General features: G+C 71.1%; 14 protein-coding genes and 1 pseudogene. 12 read left to right on the top strand and 3 right to left on the bottom strand.

Annotated elements, in window-relative coordinates:
• Nucleotides 1–141 precede the first annotated feature (141 nt).
• From ACZ4QV_RS25480 to ACZ4QV_RS25450, 7 genes and pseudogenes are all read left to right on the top strand, one after another.
• Nucleotides 142–912: a transposase gene (locus tag ACZ4QV_RS25480; RefSeq protein WP_467763446.1), complete on the top strand. Its 771-nt coding sequence runs from the start codon at nt 142–144 to the stop codon at nt 910–912.
• A gap of 1561 nt (nt 913–2473) precedes the next feature.
• Entirely contained in the window at nt 2474–2986 is a 513-nt protein-coding gene (locus ACZ4QV_RS25475; protein ID WP_467763445.1) for a hypothetical protein, read from the top strand.
• 523 nt (nt 2987–3509) lie between these two features.
• Nucleotides 3510–3695: a hypothetical protein gene (locus tag ACZ4QV_RS25470; protein ID WP_467763444.1), complete on the top strand. Its 186-nt coding sequence runs from the start codon at nt 3510–3512 to the stop codon at nt 3693–3695.
• On the top strand, nt 3692–3877 hold the full coding sequence (locus ACZ4QV_RS25465) for a hypothetical protein (RefSeq protein ID WP_467763443.1): 186 nt from the start codon (nt 3692–3694) through the stop codon (nt 3875–3877). The genes ACZ4QV_RS25470 and ACZ4QV_RS25465 overlap by 4 nt, the downstream gene beginning before the upstream one ends.
• Nucleotides 3878–4157: 280 nt before the next feature.
• Entirely contained in the window at nt 4158–4361 is a 204-nt protein-coding gene (locus ACZ4QV_RS25460; RefSeq protein ID WP_467763442.1) for a hypothetical protein, read from the top strand.
• A 299-nt stretch (nt 4362–4660) separates the two neighbouring features.
• A pseudogene (locus ACZ4QV_RS25455) lies at nt 4661–4747 on the top strand (glutamine synthetase); the annotation flags it as partial.
• Nucleotides 4744–7782 (top strand): bifunctional [glutamine synthetase] adenylyltransferase/[glutamine synthetase]-adenylyl-L-tyrosine phosphorylase, encoded by a 3039-nt coding sequence (locus ACZ4QV_RS25450; protein WP_361143288.1) that lies wholly within the window; start codon nt 4744–4746, stop codon nt 7780–7782. The pseudogene ACZ4QV_RS25455 and the gene ACZ4QV_RS25450, both read left to right, overlap by 4 nt.
• A gap of 61 nt (nt 7783–7843) precedes the next feature.
• On the opposite strand, the gene ACZ4QV_RS25445 is transcribed toward ACZ4QV_RS25450, so the two are convergent.
• The 3 genes from ACZ4QV_RS25445 to ACZ4QV_RS25435 form a co-directional block, all read right to left on the bottom strand.
• Complete coding sequence (locus tag ACZ4QV_RS25445; RefSeq protein WP_361143285.1) at nt 7844–8680, bottom strand: phosphatase PAP2 family protein; 837 nt, start codon at nt 8678–8680, stop codon at nt 7844–7846.
• 166 nt (nt 8681–8846) lie between these two features.
• On the bottom strand, nt 8847–10022 hold the full coding sequence (locus tag ACZ4QV_RS25440) for a LacI family DNA-binding transcriptional regulator (RefSeq protein ID WP_361143282.1): 1176 nt from the start codon (nt 10020–10022) through the stop codon (nt 8847–8849).
• A 104-nt stretch (nt 10023–10126) separates the two neighbouring features.
• Entirely contained in the window at nt 10127–11734 is a 1608-nt protein-coding gene (locus ACZ4QV_RS25435) for a glycoside hydrolase family 13 protein (protein ID WP_361591220.1), read from the bottom strand.
• Nucleotides 11735–12087: 353 nt separating this feature from the next.
• Between ACZ4QV_RS25435 and ACZ4QV_RS25430 the strand changes: the two genes are divergently transcribed.
• Genes ACZ4QV_RS25430 through ACZ4QV_RS25410 form a run of 5 tightly spaced genes read left to right on the top strand, consistent with a single transcriptional unit; the run spans nt 12088 to nt 17896 of the window.
• The gene (locus tag ACZ4QV_RS25430; RefSeq protein WP_467763441.1) at nt 12088–13362 is read left to right on the top strand and encodes an extracellular solute-binding protein; all 1275 of its coding nucleotides are present in this window, start codon (nt 12088–12090) and stop codon (nt 13360–13362) included.
• 14 nt (nt 13363–13376) lie between these two features.
• Nucleotides 13377–14342, top strand: a complete 966-nt coding sequence (locus tag ACZ4QV_RS25425) for a carbohydrate ABC transporter permease (RefSeq protein ID WP_361145182.1) — start codon at nt 13377–13379, stop codon at nt 14340–14342.
• Entirely contained in the window at nt 14342–15181 is an 840-nt protein-coding gene (locus tag ACZ4QV_RS25420; RefSeq protein ID WP_467763440.1) for a sugar ABC transporter permease, read from the top strand. The genes ACZ4QV_RS25425 and ACZ4QV_RS25420 overlap by 1 nt, the downstream gene beginning before the upstream one ends.
• A 1-nt stretch (nt 15182) precedes the next feature.
• Nucleotides 15183–16820: a glycoside hydrolase family 13 protein gene (locus ACZ4QV_RS25415; RefSeq protein WP_467763439.1), complete on the top strand. Its 1638-nt coding sequence runs from the start codon at nt 15183–15185 to the stop codon at nt 16818–16820.
• A complete protein-coding gene (locus ACZ4QV_RS25410; protein ID WP_361143267.1) occupies nt 16817–17896 on the top strand; it encodes a LacI family DNA-binding transcriptional regulator in 1080 nt (359 codons plus the stop codon). Before ACZ4QV_RS25415 ends, ACZ4QV_RS25410 begins: the two co-directional genes overlap by 4 nt.
• Nucleotides 17897–17937: the final 41 nt, after the last annotated feature.

Here is a 17937-nt window from a genome sequence, read left to right as displayed (position 1 = left end):
ACAGGATCAGGCGAAGGCCGCCTTCGCGTCCGCTGAACTGCGGAAACGCTGGTCAAGTTCGAATCGCGTTCGACGCCAGACCTTAAATGACAAGCTAAGGGCTGTCCCGTAACTGCTGCTCACGGATGAGATGATCTTGCGGTGTCTGGTGTGATCACGGCGTCGGAGCCCTCCTGGATAGCCCCCTTCACCGGGCTGAGCCCGCGGCAGTTCGGCAAGCTCATCACCGCACTGCGGCGCGAGGGTGCGGATCCGGTACGCAAGGGCCGGCCCTGGAGCCTGCCGCTGGAGGACCGGGTCCTGCTGGTCGCCGCGTACTGGCGCACGAACCTCACCCTGCGCCAACTGGCGCCGTTGTTCGGGGTGTCGAAGTCGGCCGCGGACCGCATCATCGATCATCTCGGCCCGTCGCTCGCGCTCCAGCAGCGCAAGCGGTTCCGCAGGGACACCGTGCTGATCGCGGACGGCACCCTGGTCCCCACCCGCGACCACCAGGTGGCCGGGCAGTCCAAGAACTACCGGTACTCCACCAACCACCAGGTCGTCATCGACGCCGGCCCCCGGCTCGTCGTCACCGTCGGCCGGCCGGTCACCGGCAACCGCAACGACTGCAAGGCGTGGGAGCTCTCGGGCGCGAAAGACGCAGTCGGCCGCACCACCGTGATCGCCGACGGCGGCTACCGCGGCACCGGCCTGGTCATCCCGCACCGCCGCGAACGCGGCCAAAGCGAACTGCCGGCCTGGAAGGAAGAACACAACCGTTCACACCGCAAGGTCCGCGCCCGCATCGAGCACGCCTTCGCCCGCATGAAGACCTGGAAGATCCTCCGCGACTGCCGACTGAAAGGCGACGGCGTCCACCACGCCATGCTCGGCATCGCCCGCCTCCACAACCTCACCCTCGCCGGATGACGAGAGAACCAGCAGGCCAACGAGCATGCCGTAGATCATTTACGGGACAACGCTTAGCCCGGTCGCGGGCACCCCTGGGAGCGGGGCGGGAGCCGCGTGACGACCCCGTCACGGGGCCGTAGTGCCGCGCGCCGCCGCGCGCTTGCCGCGCCGCCGCGCACTCCCACCGCGCGGCTGCCGCGCGCCGCCGCGCGCTTGCCGCGCCGCCGCGCACTCCCACCGCGCGGCTGCCGCGCGCACCGCGCGCTTGCCGCGCCGCCGCGCACTCCCACCGCGCGGCTGCCGCGCGCACCGCGCGCCGGTAGCGAGTCCTGCCGCGCGCTGCCGCGCGTACTGCGCGGGATAAGCAAGAGGAGCACCCGGCGCCGTGCCCCCGGTGCTCTTCTTGCTGTTCGGCGGCGTCGGTTGGCCGACGGCCAAGTCCCGGCCCTGGAATGCCGTCCCCGGCCACGACAGGCTGATGGAGGCGGTGATAGAGGCGCCGGAATCTGATGGAGTTCTCTATCAGAGGGTCCATCACCGCCTCTATCAGCTCTCACCTGCCGAAACGCCACTTTGATGGACCTGATGGACCTGATAGAGGCGCCCCGCCGACAGGCCCCGGACACCCCGTTTTCAGGGTCCATCACCCCTTCCACCTCTGCCCCTCCGCAGGTACGCGCGGCGACGTACCGCTGGACGGTCGCCCCCACTGAAATGCCGTCCTGACCCCGGAGGTGCCCGCACCGGGCAGCGGATGGCGGGGACCGGAGGCCCGCCCTCCTTAAGAGCCGTTCTTCGGGGCTGAGCCGGGGGTGAGCCGGGGTCTGAGCCGGGCATGAGCCGGGCAACGGAGATCCCCGACCACGCCTTTGACCTGCACTGAGACGGGCTGAGCCGGGTGAGCCGGGCATTTTCGAAAAACTCAGCTCCCATAGGAGTACACGGGACCGCGCGGCGGTGGCCGGGCCCGTACGGCGGCCGTCGCGCGCGAGCGCAGCGAGCCTGCCAAAGGTCGTGCGGCCGAAGGCCGCTCGTTCATGCCCTTCCCGCCCTGACGGCACGCACAGTGACGGGAGGAGGGGCGGCAGGACGGCATTTTAGAGGGGGGCAGGTCGGCCGGGACTCTGCCGTCGGCCACTGCGGCGTCCGAACAGCAAGAGGAGCACCCGGTGGGGGCACGGCGACGGGTGCTCTTCTTGCTTGTCTCGACATGCTCCCGCGCGTTCTGCTCATCGAGCACCACACGCGAGCGAAGCCGCGCGTGCAGGTGAACACCACGGTGCGCGGCGGCGCGCGGCAGCCGCCCCGCTCCTAGGGGTGCCCGCGACCGGGGCCAGCCTTGACCACGCCGCAGACCGTCACGCCCTGTCTAAGAGCCAGGTGCGGTGGTGCGGCGGGTTGCCGGCCCGGCCGGTACGGAGGCCACCGGGCATCCTGTCAAGGGTCGTGCGGCGCATAGCCGCTACTCATTCTTCGCCGAACGGGCCAGATAGGAGGGCTAATTGGCCCGTAGCGGGCGACGGAGGATAGCGATCTAGTGATATATGCACCTCTTGTCCGCTCACCTCTGGAGGTTCTGATGCGCGCGAAGAAAGTGGCTGCCGCTGCGGCTGCGGTTTTCACCATATCCGCCCTGGCTCCGGCCGCCCACGCGGCTGGTCAGGGATGGGGTGATGAAACCCCCATCACCAGCGGCCCTGACGCCGCCAAGGTAATACAGACCTTCGATCCGAACTGGCGCTCTCAGAAGGTTCCGCTGCGAGAAGGGAACTCAAAGTTCGGGCGTCAGCACATAGCCAAGGGGGGGAGTACGGGCAATAAGGGGAATCATGAACTCACGTCGGCTGCAAAAGCCCTGTGGGTCAAGGCCATGGAGAACGTCAATAAGGGGAGTTCCACTCACCCATTCCCTGGTGGTACTCTGTCGACCTATCCGTACAAAACACCCGGCGGATACAAGCGCACCATGTGCGTAGTGGATGACGCAAACAACTTCACCTTCCATGGAAAGAATTACGGTCCCAGGGGGATTATCACGGCGTTCTGGGTCGACGGGCACACAGGTCCTAGCGGGTGCAGCAAGAAGGGGTGACAAACGGCTACCCTGGCCGTGACGGACTTGGAAGGGAGTCGTGATGCGCAATTGGTCAGTCGGTGACCGGGTGACCGTGCCCGGGGATACCGATCATCCAGAAGGCGCCGTCGGTGTAGTTTCCATGGTCACGGCTGACGGTGGAGTCCTCGTCTGGTTCCCCCGGTCGGGTGGCGAGGTCTACCACCCAGACGACCTTGCGCCTGTACGCTCGGAAGGCTCCTCAGAGGGTGCGCCGTAGGCGCAGCGGCGCCGGAATTCTCTGCAAGCTTTCTGCCTCCCGTTTTCCGCCGTGAGGGTCCACCTTTTCCCTGGTGGACCCTCACGGCATTGTCGCCACGGCCAGCGTCCAAGAGCCCGCCGCCTCCCCCGGTTCCGCCGTCACGCCGCGTTTCTTGTTGCCGCTTGTTGTCGCTACAAGCGGCAACAAGCAACAACCCCCGAAACGGCCCCTCAGGGGCGTTCGGGCCCCCTTCCGCTTGTTGTCGCTACAAGCGACAACAAGCGGCAACAAGCACAGAGCGTGAGCACAGGCATTGTGGACGCGCCACCCGCCGGAGGACGATGGGGGCACGGCCGACGAGTGGAGGCGGGCGCCATGGCCGGAGGCGGCAGGGAGATCAACGGCTACGACCTGGTGAACGAGGAGACGGTCAGCGCGCCGGAACCCGAACCGGACGATGACGACACCGAGGAAGACGACGAATGATCGAACGCGACCCCGACGGGCGCCGCTGGTTCGCGTCCTACGTCCACCAACCGCACAAGCCGGGGCGGCCGGTGGAACTGCACTGCCCCGACCACCCGGACACGCGGCTGGTGCGCGTCCTCGGGCGCGCATGGGCCTGCCCGGAGTGCGTCCGCACCCGCAGCAAGACGGGTGACCCATAGGGCGGCAGACGGCCGCACAGTCGCGCGCCGACGGGCTGATAGCGGCTGCACCGGAGGGGTCGAACCCCTGCGTTTCGGGGTGTTTCTGGGGTTCGGCGGACCCGGCCGCTATCCGCTAACACGCAGGTCAGGGGCCAAAAGGGGCGCTAGCGCTGCCGCTAACGTTAGCGGCAGTTGCCGCTATCGATATCACTGCCGCTATCACCTCGGGGCTGCTGCTATCGCCGTACGCGCCTAACCTCTGGGGTACCGGGTGCCGGTGCGCTAGGAGGTGAGCACCGTGAGGAACGAACGGCAAGCGCTGGCCGTGACGCTCGGGTTACTGCTGCTGGTCGGTTGCACGCTTCTGCTCCGGGAGCTGGCCGGAGTCTGGGCAGCGTTCGCGGTGAGCTGCGGCGTGATCCTGGCCGGGTACGCGGCGCCCGCCCTGGCTCGTGAACTCGCCGTGCGGCGCTACGCCCGGCGCCTACGCCGGACCCCGTGAACGGCCGGGTGATGGCAGACGACCTCTAACGCCTAACGGCCTGTTCAGACGCTGTTCAGGGCGCTAGCGGAGGGTCTAGCGTTAGAGGCGGTCCCCTCTAGCGCTAGACACCCCGCGCCCCTCCGGGCTGGCGCTGCGGCAGGTGCAGGGGCGGGCTGATAACGTCCATCGACGGGGCCGTCTGTGGGCCGTCCGGCGACACCCGGGGACACCCGACAACCACCGCCAATGGGCGGTTCAGCGGCTGGTCACGAGCGATGTTGAGGGAGTGTCCCGAGGTGGGTATCCACGCGAATAAGTTCCTGCGCAACAAGAAGCAGGAATGGGAGGAGTACCGCTCCGAGGTCACCGCGTTCGAGCTGCGCAAGATGCTGCCGGTCCTGTGACCGCGCACCCCGCTCCGCAGAACCAGGGGCGGCGCAGCAGCGCCTTCTCCCGGCTGCTGCGGTACGGCTTCACCGACCCGTCGGCGGCGGGGCGTCTCCTGGAGGCGCCCGAACTGGCCGCCGTACGGGACGACTCGGTGCTCCTGGAGGCGCTGGGCGGCACCGCCGACCCGGACCTGGCGCTGACCGCGCTGGTGCGGCTGGCGGAGGCGCAGGGCGAGGACGAGCGGCAGAAGCTGCTGTCCACGCTGATCACCGCGAAGCCGCTGCGCGACCGGCTGCTGGGGGTGCTCGGCGCTTCCGAGGCGCTCGGCGACCACCTCGTACGGCATCCGCGCGACTGGCAGTCGCTGGTCACCTACGAGGCGGCCGACCTGCACCCGACCACACCGGAGTTCGAGGCGGCGCTGGCCGAGGGCGTCTGGGGCGAGCGGGGCCGGGACCGGCCGCGCCCGGACGCGCTGCGCGCCGCGTACCGCCGGTGCCTGCTGGGCATCGCGGCGCGCGACGTGTGCGGGACCACCGATCTCGCCGAGACCGCCGCGGAGCTGGCCGACCTGGCGACCGCTACGGTTCGCGCCGCTCTGGAGATCGCCGGTGAGGAGCAGCCCACCGACGCCGCCGCCTGCCGGCTCGCCGTCATCGCCATGGGCAAGTGCGGCGGCCGGGAGCTGAACTACGTCTCGGACGTGGACGTCATCTTCGTCGCCGAGGCGCGCGACGGCACCGAGGAGGCCAAGGCGCTCCAGGCCGCGACCCGGCTGGCGGGCCGGATGATGCGGGTGTGCTCCGACGTCACCGCCGAGGGCACGATCTGGCCGGTGGACGCCAACCTGCGCCCCGAGGGCCGCAACGGCCCGCTCGTGCGCACCCTCAACAGCCACCTGGCCTACTACGAACGCTGGGCCAAGACCTGGGAGTTCCAGGCCCTGCTCAAGGCCCGGCCGATGGCGGGCGACGAGGAGCTGGGCAAGGAGTACGTCGCCGCGGTCACGCCGCTGGTCTGGCAGGTCTCCGAGCGCGAGAACTTCGTGACCGACGTACGGCAGATGCGCCGCCGCGTCGTGGAGAACATCCCCGCCGCCCAGGTCGACCGCGAACTGAAGCTGGGCCCCGGCGGACTGCGCGACGTGGAGTTCGCCGTCCAGCTCCTGCAACTCGTGCACGGCCGCAGCGACGGGACGCTGCACAGCCCGAGCACCCTGGAAGCCCTCTCGGCACTGGCGGCCGGTGGCTACGTCGGCCGCGAGGACGCCAAGGCGCTGGACGCCGCGTACTGCTTCCTGCGCACGCTGGAACACCGCATCCAGCTCCACAAGCTCCGCCGCACCCACCTGATGCCCGAGGACGAGCCCGACCAGCGGCGCCTCGCCCGCTCCATGGGCCATCGCACCGAGCCGGTCGAGACGCTGCGCAAGGAGTGGAAGTGGCACGCCCGCGAGGTGCGGCGGCTGCACGAGAAGCTGTTCTACCGGCCGCTGCTGGACGCCGTCGCACATCTGGAGCCCGGCGGTACCCGGCTCTCCGCGAAGGCCGCAGGCCAGCGGCTCGAAGCGCTCGGTTACGCCGACCCGGTCGCCGCGCTGCGCCACCTCGAAGCGCTGGCCTCCGGCGTCACCCGCAAGGCCGCCATCCAGCGCACCCTGCTGCCGGTCCTGCTGGCCTGGTTCGCGGACTCCGCCGACCCGGACGCCGGACTGCTCAACTTCCGTAAGGTCTCCGACGCGCTCGGCAAGACCCCCTGGTACCTGCGGCTGCTGCGCGACGAGGGCGCCGCCGCCGAGAACCTGGCCCGCGTCCTGTCGGCCGGCCGCTTCGCCCCCGACCTGCTGCTGCGCGCCCCCGAGGCGGTCGCGCTGCTCGGCGCGAAGGACGGCCTCCAGCCGCGCGGGCGCGCCGCGCTGGAGCAGGAGGTGCTGGCCGCGGTCGGCCGCGCGGAGAACGCCGAGCAGGCCGTCGCCGCGGCCCGCGGGGTACGGCGGCGGGAACTGTTCCGTACGGCCGCCGCCGACCTGATCGGCGCGTACGGCACCGAAGGCCGTCCGGCGGAGGCGGATCGCGGCCACGCCGCCGACGTGATCGGCACCGCCGTCTCCGACCTGACCGCCGCCACCATCGCGGGCGCGCTGCGCGCCGCCGTACGCGACCAGTGGGGCGACACCCTGCCCACCCGCTTCACCGTCATCGGGATGGGCCGCTTCGGCGGCCGGGAGCTGGGGTACGGCTCCGACGCCGACGTGCTGTTCGTGCACGAGCCGCGCGAGGGCGCCGACGAGCAGGAGGCCACCAAGGCCGCGCACGCCGTCGCCAACGAGATGCGCCGCCTCCTCCAGCTCCCCTCCTCCGACCCGCCGCTGCCGATCGACGCCGACCTGCGGCCGGAGGGCAAGACCGGACCGCTGGTCCGTACGCTCTCCTCCTACGCCGCCTACTACCGGCGCTGGTCGCTGGTGTGGGAGGCACAGGCCCTGCTGCGCGCCGAGCCGGTCGCGGGCGACGCCGACCTGGGGAAGCGCTTCATCGAGCTGATCGGCCCGCTGCGCTATCCGATGGAGGGCCTGGGCGAGGACGCCGTACGGGAGATCCGCCGCCTCAAGGCCCGGATGGAGACCGAGCGGGTGCCGCGCGGCGCCGACCCGACCACCCACACCAAGCTGGGCCGCGGCGGCCTCAGCGACGTGGAGTGGACCGTGCAGCTTCTCCAGATGCAGCACGCCTGGAACGAGCCGGGACTGCGCACCACCCGTACCCGCACGGCGCTGGCCGCGGCCCGCGACGCCGGGCTGCTGGCCACCGAGGACGCGCAGATCCTCGACGAGGCGTGGGTGCTGGCGTCGCGGGTGCGCAACGCCACGATGCTGGTACGGGGCCGTCCCGGCGACACGTTCCCGTCCGACGCGCGGGAGCTGGCGGCGGTCGGCCGCTACCTCGGGTACGAGGAGGGGCACGTCGGGGAGATGCTGGACGACTACCGGCGGACGACCCGCAGGGCCCGCGCGGTGGTGGAGGAGATCTTCTACGGGGCGGCGGGCTGAGGACGGGCCCGGCCCGGGCCGGGCAGATCCGGCCTGCGCCGGGCGGGCCCGGCCGGGGGCCTCAGGCCGCGGCCACCCGCCGCGGCAGCCGGTGCGGCAGCGCCGTGTACCAGGCGAAGGCCAGGCCGATGCCGAAGGCCAGGCACAGGATGCCGCCCACCGCGTCGAGCCAGAAGTGGTTGGCGGTGGAGACGATCACGATCAGGGTCGTGGCCGGGTAGAGCAGGCCCAGCACCTTGGCCCACACGGGCTTGGCGATCAGCGCGATCATCACGCCGCACCACAGCGACCACCCTATGTGCATCGAGGGCATCGCCGCGTACTGGTTGGACATCGACGCCAGGTTGCCGGACGCCATCGAGCCCCAGGTGTGGTGGACGATGACGGTGTCGATGAAGCCGCCGCCGTTCATCAGGCGGGGCGGGGCCAGCGGGTAGAAGTAGTAGCCGACGAGGGCGACGCCCGTGGTGGCGAAGAGCGCGAGGCGGGCGGCCGCGTACCGGCCGGGGTGCCAGCGGTAGAGCCAGACCAGCACACCGATGGTCAGGATGAAGTGCAGCGTGGCGTAGTAGTAGTTCATCGAGACGATGAGCCAGGTCACCGAGTCCACGGCATGGTTGACGGTCTTCTCCACCGCTATGCCGAGGGTCTGCTCGGCCTGCCAGATCCAGTCCGCGTTCTTCAGCGCCTGGGCCTTCTGCTCGGGCACGGCGTTGCGGATGAGGGAGTAGATCCAGTAGCTGACCGCGATCAGCAGGATCTCGAACCAGAGCCGTGGGGTACGGGGAGAGCGCAGGCGGGCCAGCCGGCCACCGGAGGACGCACTCGGCGCGTCGTCCTCGGTGGGTGGCGGCACGGCCGTACGGCCGTCAAGAGTCTTCACATGCGCTTCACCCATAGGCAGACAGTCTGCCAGAAAGGGGTCGGCGGCCGATCACCCTCCGGTCTTGTCCCGAGGAGGCCCGCCTAGCACCTTAGAGGGAGGCGCTACCCCCACCCCGGTCGGGGACGCCTCTGCCTTTCGGCAGGGACGGACCGGCCCCTGCCGGACACCGGCGGACCACTCAGGCGGAGCTGCCGTCCGTACCGGTCCGGCTGCCGTCCGCACCGGGCCGACTGTCGTCCGTACCGGCCCGGTCTCCGTCCGCACCGGGTCGGCCACTGTACGTGTCGGACCGGCTGCCGTCCGCACCGGAGGAACCGCCCTGGCCGGGAACCCGGACGGTCTTCGGGACCGAAGCCGTGGAACCGCGGACGACCAGCTCCGGATGGAAGACGAACTCGCTGTGCGGCGCCGGGGTGCCGCCGACCTCCTCCAGCAGGGCGCGCACCGCCGCCTGCCCCATCGCGGTGACCGGCTGCCGGATCGTGGTCAGCGGCGGGTCCGTGAAGGCGATCAGCGGGGAGTCGTCGAAACCGACGACGGAGACCTCCCGGGGCACGTCCAGGCCCTGCTGCCGGGCGGCCCGGATCGCGCCGAGCGCCATCATGTCGCTGGCGCAGACCACCGCTGTGCAGCCGCGGGCGAGCAGCGCGCCGGCCGCGGCCTGCCCGCCCTCCAGGGTGTACAGGGAGTGCTGGATCAGCTCCTGGGCGGCCGCCCGGTCCAGGCCGAGCTGGTCCCGCATGCTGTGCAGGAAGCCCTCGATCTTGCGCTGGACGGGCACGAAGCGCTTCGGCCCCAGGGCCAGCCCGATCCGCTGGTGGCCCAGTGCCGCCAGGTGGGTGACGGCGAGGCGGATCGCGGCCCGGTCGTCCGGCGAGACGAAGGGCGCCTGCACCTTGTCGGAGAAGCCGTTGATCAGGACGAAGGGCACGCCCTGGCCGCGTAGCTGCTCGTAGCGCTGCATGTCGGCGGAGGTGTCCGCGTGCAGTCCGGAGACGAAGATGATCCCGGCGACACCGCGGTCCACCAGCATCTCGGTCAGCTCGTCCTCGGTGGAGCCGCCCGGCGTCTGGGTGGCCAGCACCGGGGTGTAGCCCTGGCGGGTCAGTGCCTGGCCGATGACCTGGGCGAACGCCGGGAAGATCGGGTTCTCCAGCTCCGGGGTTATCAGGCCGACCAGCCCGGCGCTGCGCTGCCGCAGCCGGACGGGACGCTCGTACCCGAGCACGTCGAGCGCGGCCAGCACGGACTGGCGGGTGGTGGCGGAGACACCGGGTTTTCCGTTGAGCACCCGGCTGACGGTGGCCTCGCTGACACCCGCCTGCGCTGCGATGTCGGCCAGCCGGGCGGTCATGGGTGGGACTGTACCGGTCGCCTCCCGGATTGCCCACGTTGCCCGCACCGCCCGGCGGCGGGCCGTGCCGACGGGCGGCCCGTCCGGTCCGCGGGGGCCGCTCGTCAAAGGGCCCACCAGGTGCAGGAGTCACCCGGCAGGACGGCGGTGGCGCCGTCGGCGGAGACTGCCGTGGAGGAGAGCAGCATCCGCCCGGGGCGGGGGAGTTCGACGGCGCGGTCCAGGGTGTTGAGGGTGCACAGCAGCTCCGTACGGCCCGGCCGGCCGGTACGGGTGAAGGCCAGCAGCCCCTCGGGGGCGTCGGCCCAGGCGAGGTCCCCGTCGCCGAGGCACGGGTGTGCGCGGCGCAGGGCGAGCGCCGCGCGGTACAGCTCCAGGGTGGAGGCCGGGTCGCCGGTCTGGGCCCGTACGGACAGGTCCTTCCAGGCGCGCGGCTGGGGCAGCCAGCTGCCGCCGGGGCCGAAGCCGTACGCGGCCGAGTCGCCGTACCAGGGCATCGGTACGCGGCAGCCGTCGCGGAAGCCGTCCTGTCCGTCGCCGCGGAAGAACGCGGGGTCCTGGCGCACTTCGTCGGGCAGGTCGGTGACCTCCGGCAGGCCCAGCTCCTCACCCTGGTACAGGTAGGCCGAGCCGGGCAGCGCGAGCATCATGAGCGTGGCGGCCCGGGCCCGCTGCAGGCCGCCGAGGCGGGTCGCGTGCCGGACCACGTCGTGGTTGGACAGCACCCAGGAGGTGGTGGCGCCGACCGAGGCGGTCGCCGCGAGGGAGGCGTCGACGACGGCGCGCAGCGAGGCGGCGGACCAGTCGGCGGTCAGGAACTGGAAGTTGAACGCCTGGTGGCACTCGTCGGGGCGGACGTACAGGGCGAGGCGTTCGGGGCTGGGGGCCCACGCCTCGGCGACGGCGATGCGCTCGCCGGGGTAGGAGTCCAGCAGGCGGCGCCAGGCGCGGTGGATCTCGTGGACGCCGTCCTGGTCGAAGAAGGGCAGCACCTGGCTGCCGATGAGTTTGGCCTGCTCCTTGTGGCCGATGTCCGGCAGGCCGGGCGCCTTGACCATGCCGTGGGCGACGTCGATGCGGAAGCCGTCCACGCCGAGGTCGAGCCAGAACCGCAGGACCGACTCGAACTCGGCGTGCACGTCCGGGTCGTCCCAGTTCAGGTCGGGCTGCTGCGGGGCGAACAGGTGCAGGTACCAGTCGCCGCGCTCGGTACGGGTCCAGGCGGGGCCGCCGAAGACCGACTCCCAGTCGTTGGGCGGCAGCTCGCCGGACGCGCCCTTGCCCGGGCGGAAGAGGTAGCGCCGCCGGGCCAGTTCCGGGTCCTGGAACCAGGGGTGCTGGTCGGAGGTGTGGTTGGGCACGATGTCGACGATCACCCGCAGGCCCAGCGCGTGCGCGGCCCGTACGAGGTCGTCGGCGTCCTGGAGGCTGCCGAACAGCGGGTCGACGGAGCGGTAGTCGGCGACGTCGTACCCGCCGTCGGCCTGCGGGGAGGCGTAGAACGGGGTGAGCCAGACGGCGTCCACGCCCAGTTCGCGCAGGTAGGGCAGGCGTTCGCGGGCGCCGCGCAGATCGCCGATGCCGTCCCCGTCGCAGTCGGCGAAGGAGCGGACGTAGACCTGGTAGATGACGGCGTCGCGCCACCAGCCGGGTCGCCCGCCGGGCTCTGCCGCCGCGCGGCCGGGGTCGGTCGAGGTCAGCTCCTGGGTCATCTGGCATCCCTGTCGAGAGTGGGGCGATTCGGGGGAGAGCGTCCATGCATCGTCTTGCAGGGTCCAGGCATCGATCGTCGGACGGTCGTCTACGGACTCAACGCGCGGAGCACGGCGGGGTGACGGGCCCGCGGGCGCTCGGAGCCCTGGTGAGCGGCCTGCCGGGGTGCGAGGGGCGTGGTGTGCGCGGGCGCCGCCCCCTGCAACCCCTTCCCGTCGGCTTGCAGAAAATTGCCGCAAGGTCTTTCGAATGCATGACGGCGCTGTTACGTTCCTGTCCGCCATCACAGGCGTTCCGAACGGCCGGGCATGGCGTTCCGACGCCATCTCGGGCGTTACCTTGAGGAGTTCACATGCGGCGTGGCATGGCGACCACCGCGTTGGTCGCGGGTCTGGCACTGGCGGCGACAGCGTGCGGCAGCGGCGGCGGAGGCGGCGGAGGCGACCAGCAGAGCGGGGGCGAGCTGTCGGGCACCGTGACCTTCTGGGACACCTCCAACGACGCCGAGAAGGCGACGTACAAGAAGCTGGCCGAGAGCTTCGAGAAGGAGCACCCGAAGGTCGACGTGAAGTACGTCAGCGTCGCGTTCGGCGAGGCCAACGCCAAGTTCAAGAACGCCGCGGGGGCCGGCGCCGGCGCCCCCGACGTGATGCGCACCGAGGTCGCCTGGGTCGCCGACTTCGCCAACCTCGGCTACCTCGCCCCGCTGGACGACACCCCGGCCCTGGCCGACACCGGCGACTACCTGCCGCAGGCGCTCGGCAGCACCAGGTTCAAGGACAAGACCTACGCGGTGCCGCAGGTCACCGACACTCTCGGCCTCTTCTACAACAAGCGGCTGCTCCAGCAGGCCGGCGTCGAGGTCCCCAAGACCTTCGCCGAGCTGACCGCCGCCGCCCAGCAGATCAAGGACAAGACCGGCGCCACCGCGCTGTACCTGCGCGGCGACGACCCGTACTGGTTCCTGCCCTACCTCTACGGCGAGGGCGGCGACCTGGTCGACGCCCGCGACAAGGTCGTCACCATCGACGACGACGCCGGTGTCAAGGCGTTCAAGGCCATCAAGGACCTGGTCGACTCCAAGGCCGCCGTCACCGACGCCACCGACGGCCAGGAGAACCAGCTCAAGGCCCTCAAGGACGGCAGCGTCGCGATGGCCGTCAGCGGCCCCTGGGACATCGAAGGCGTCCGCGCGGGCAAGGAGTTCAAGGACAAGAAGAACCTGGGCGTCGCGCCCGTACCCGGCGGCAGCGCCTCCCAGGGCTCCCCGCAGGGCGGCTGGAACCTCTCCGTCTACGCGGGCTCGAAGAACCTCCAGGCGTCCTACGCCTTCGCCAAGTACATGAGCTCGGCGAAGATCCAGCAGCAGACCACCGAACAGCTCAGCCTGCTGCCCACCCGCAAGTCCGTGTACGAGGTGCCGTCCGTCAAGAACAACGAGATGGTCGGCTTCTTCAAGCCCGCCGTCGACAAGGCCGTCCAGCGCCCCTGGATCGCCGAGGGCAACGCCCTCTTCGAGCCGATCAAGGTGCAGATGAACAAGGTCCTCACCGGCTCCAGCACGCCCGAGCAGGCCGCCAAGGCCGTCGGTGACAGCTACCGCAAGATCCTCAAGGACTACAAGTGACGGACGCCGTACGGATGTCCCGGGCCCGGCGGAAGGGGACCGCCGCCGCGCCGCCGGGCCGGGCGCGCAGAGCCCTGAGCACCCACTGGTACGCCTGGACCATGGTCGCCCCGGTGGTGCTCGTCATCGGCGTCATCATCGGCTACCCCCTGGTCCGCGGCCTGTACCTGTCGCTGACGGACGCCAACGAGGCCAACGTCGAGCGCAACATCGGCATGAACCACATCCCGGCCACCTACACGTTCACCGGCCTGGAGAACTACACCGAGATCCTCGGCGACGACGTCTTCTGGGGCCGCCTCGGCTGGACCGTCCTGTGGACGGTGGCCTGCGTCGCCCTCACCTTCGCCATCGGCCTGACCCTCGCCAACCTGCTCAACCGCACCCTGCGCGGCCGCACCTTCTACCGGCTGGCGCTGATCCTGCCCTGGGCCATCCCCGCCTTCGTCTCCGTCTTCACCTGGCGGCTGCTCTACAACGAGAAGAACGGCCTGCTCAACAAGGTCCTGGCGGGCGGCGGCATCGACGCGGTGCCCTGGCTGAACGACCCGACCTGGGCCAAGCTGTCGGTCATCGCCGTCAACGTGTGGTTGGGCGTGCCGTTCATGCTCGTCGCGCTGCTCGGCGGTCTCCAGTCGATCCCCGGCGAGCTGTACGAGGCCGCGGAGATGGACGGTGCCAACGCCTGGCAGCGGTTCCGCAACATCACCCTGCCGGGGCTGCGCGGCGTGAGCAGCACCGTGATCCTGCTCTCCACCATCTGGACGTTCAACATGTTCCCGGTGATCTACCTGCTCACCCGGGGCGGCCCCGGCGACGCCACCGAGATCCTGGTGACGTACGCCTACCGGCTCTCCTTCGTCGACAGCCCACGGGACTTCTCCGGCTCGGCCGCCTGGGGCGTGCTGATCCTGCTCCTGCTGTCCCTCATCGCGGTCGTCTACCGGCGCTCGCTCCGCAAGCAGGGAGAGGTGTGGTGATGGCCGAGTCCCTGCGCAACAGGCGCAGCCCGCTGGCCTCCGTCGGCCTGCACGCGACCCTCCTGATCGCCGCCGCCGTCGCGGTCTTCCCGCCCCTGTGGCTGCTCGTCACGTCCTTCAAACCGAAGAACGACGCCTTCTCCACCGAGCTGGTCACCCACTTCACCTTCGCCAACTACCGGCACGTGGTCGCCGACACCCAGTTCCTGACCTGGTTCGGCAACTCGCTGCTGGTCGTCGGCGTCACCACCGTCCTCGGCGTCTTCGTCGCGGCCACCACCGGCTACGCCGTCAGCCGCTTCCGGTTCCCCGGGATGCGCCCGCTGATGTGGCTGCTGCTGATCACGCAGATGTTCCCGGTCGCCGTGCTGATCGTGCCGCTGTACAACCTGATGGCGAGCCTGGGCCTGCTCAACCAGCCGGCCGGTCTGATCGTCACGTACCTGACCATCGCCGTCCCGTTCTGCGCCTGGATGATGAAAGGCTTCTTCGACACCATCCCGGTGGAGATCGACGAAGCCGGGCGCGTCGACGGCCTCAACCCCTTCGGCACCTACTGGCGCCTGGTCCTGCCGCTGGCCCGCCCCGGCCTGGCCGTCACCGGCTTCTACACCTTCGTGACCGCCTGGGCCGAGGTCGCGTACGCCTCCGCGTTCATGACCGGGGAGGAGAACCTGACCCTCGCCGGCGGCCTCCAGACCTTCGTCAACCAGTACGTCAACGACTGGGGCTCGATGACCGCCGCCGCCGTGATCATCGCGGTGCCCGCCGGCCTGGTCTTCGCCTTCGCCCAGCGCCACCTCGTCGCCGGACTGACCTCCGGCACCACCAAGGGATGACATGACCACCCAGACCACCCAGCACCACGCCACCGGAGCGCCCGCCGACGCCGCGGACGCGACCGCACCCGGTGCCACCCAGTGGTGGCGCGACGCGGTGATCTACCAGGTCTACCCGCGCAGCTTCGCCGACGGCGACGGCGACGGCATGGGCGACCTCCCGGGCATCCGCACCCGCCTTCCCTACCTGAGGGACCTCGGCGTCGACGCCGTCTGGCTCAGCCCGTTCTACTCCTCCCCGCAGGCCGACGCGGGCTACGACGTCGCCGACTACCGCGTCATCGACCCGGCCTTCGGCACCCTCGCCGACGCCGAGGCGGTCATCCGCGACGCCCACGCCCTGGGCCTGCGCATTATCGTCGACATCGTCCCCAACCACTGCTCCGACCAGCACGCCTGGTTCCGGCAGGCGCTGGACGAAGGCCCCGGCTCGACGCTCCGGGACCGCTTCCACTTCCGCAAGGGCCGCGGCGAGAACGGCGAACTCCCGCCCAACGACTGGGAGTCCGTCTTCGGCGGACCCGCCTGGACCCGCGTCGCCGACGGCGAGTGGTACCTCCACCTGTTCGCTCCCGAACAGCCCGACTTCAACTGGGACCACCCCGCCGTCCAGGACGAGTTCCGCTCCATCCTGCGCTTCTGGCTCGACCTCGGCGTGGACGGCTTCCGCATCGACGTCGCCCACGGCCTGGTCAAGGCCCCGGGGCTGCCCGACACGGGCCGCACCGACCAGCTCAAACTCCTCGGCAACCAGGTTCTGCCCTTCTTCGACCAGGACGGCGTCCACGCGATCTACCGCTCCTGGCGCCGTGTCCTGGACGAGTACGCGGGCGAGCGCATCGGCGTCGCGGAAGCCTGGACCCCCAGCGCCGACCGCACCGCCCTCTACCTCCGCCCCGACGAACTCCACCAGGCATTCAACTTCCACTACCTGAACACCGGCTGGGACGCGGCCGAACTGCGCGCCGTCATCGACGCCTCCCTCGACGCCGTGCGGCCGGTCGGCGCCCCCACCACCTGGGTCCTCTCCAACCACGACGTGGTCCGGCACACCACCCGCCTCGGCGGCGGCGCCCGCCGCGCCCGCGCCGCCGCCCTCCTCATGCTCGCCCTCCCCGGCTCCGCCTACGTCTACCAGGGCGAGGAACTGGGCCTCCCCGAGGTCACCGACCTGCCCGACGAGGTCCGCCAGGACCCCGCGTTCTTCCGCGGCGACGGCCAGGACGGCCTGCGCGACGGCTGCCGCGTACCGATCCCGTGGTCCGGCGACACGGCCCCGTACGGCTTCGGTACGGGCGGCAGCTGGCTCCCGCAGCCGCCGGAGTGGGCGGGCCTGAGCGTCGCCGCCCAGACCGGCGACCCGGCCTCCATGCTGGAGCTGTACCGTACGGCCCTCCGGCTGCGCCGCACCCACCCCGGGCTCGGGGCGGGCGACCGGGTCGCATGGCTGGACGCGCCCGAAGGCGTCCTGGCCTTCCGCCGCCCCGGCGGCTTCGTCTGCACGGTCAACACGACTCCCGAGCCCGTACGCGCCCCCGTCCACCCCGACTGGCGCCCCCTCCTCTCCTCCGCCGAACTCCTCACCGTCGACGACGAACCGACCCTCCCGGCGGACACCGCCGTGTGGTGGGAAGCGTGACCGACCGGCCCGACGCACCGCCGGCCGGGGGCAACGGCCCCCGGCTGGCGCACATCGCCGCGCAGGCGCAGGTCAGCGAGGCGACCGTCAGCCGGGTGCTGAACGGCAGGGCGGGCGTGGCCCGCGGCACCCGGCAGCGGGTCCTGGCCGCCCTCGACCTGCTCGGCGGCGAACGCCCCGTGCGCCTGCGGCGCACCAGCGCCGGACTGGTCGGCCTGATCGTCCCGGAGCTGACCAACCCGATCTTTCCGGCCTTCGCCCAGCTCATCGAACAGGCCCTCGCGGGCCACGGCTACACCCCCGTCCTGTGCACCCAGCTCCCCGGCGGCGCCACCGAGGACGAACTCGTCGAGCAACTGGAAGCCCGCGGTGTCACCGGCATCATCTTCCTCTCCGGTCTCCACTCCGACAGCACCACCGACCCCGCCCGCTACACCCGCCTCACCGACCGCGGCCTTCCGTACGTCCTCATCAACGGTTACCACGAGGACATCACCGCACCCTTCGTCTCCCCGGACGACCGGGCGGCCTCCCGCATGGCCGTACGCCACCTCGCCGAACTCGGCCACCGCACCATCGGCCTGGCGGTCGGCCCGGCCCGGTACGTACCGTCCCGCCGCAAGGCCGAAGGCTTCGCGGCGGCGTTGCGGGAGGAATTCGGCCTGCGGAAGGGGGCGGCCGAACGGCTCACCCGCCACACCCTCTTCGGCGTCGAAGGCGGCCACGCGGCAGCCGCCTCCCTGCTGGACGCGGGCTGCACGGCGGTCGTCTGCGGCAGCGACCTGATGGCCCTCGGCGTCGTACGGGCGGTCCGCCAGCGCGGCCTCGACGTCCCCTCCGACATCTCCGTCGTCGGCTTCGACGACTCCCAGCTCATCGCCTTCACCGACCCGCCACTGACGACCGTGCGCCAGCCGGTACGGGCGATGGCCTCGGCAGCCGTGGACGCGCTGATCGAGGAGATCCGCACCCGCGCGGACGGCGACGGTCCGCCCGACCGGCACACGGAGTTCGTCTTCCAGCCGGAGCTGGTGGTACGGGGATCGACCGCCCGGCTCCCGGAGACGGCGGGGTAGCGCGCACGGCCACGGGTGGCAGGATGACCCCGCAATCACGC

The organism is Streptomyces sp. NPDC026394, assembly GCF_055567735.1.
The sequence above is the reverse complement of the archived record's forward strand: the minus strand, read 5'-3'. Positions and strand labels throughout refer to the sequence as shown.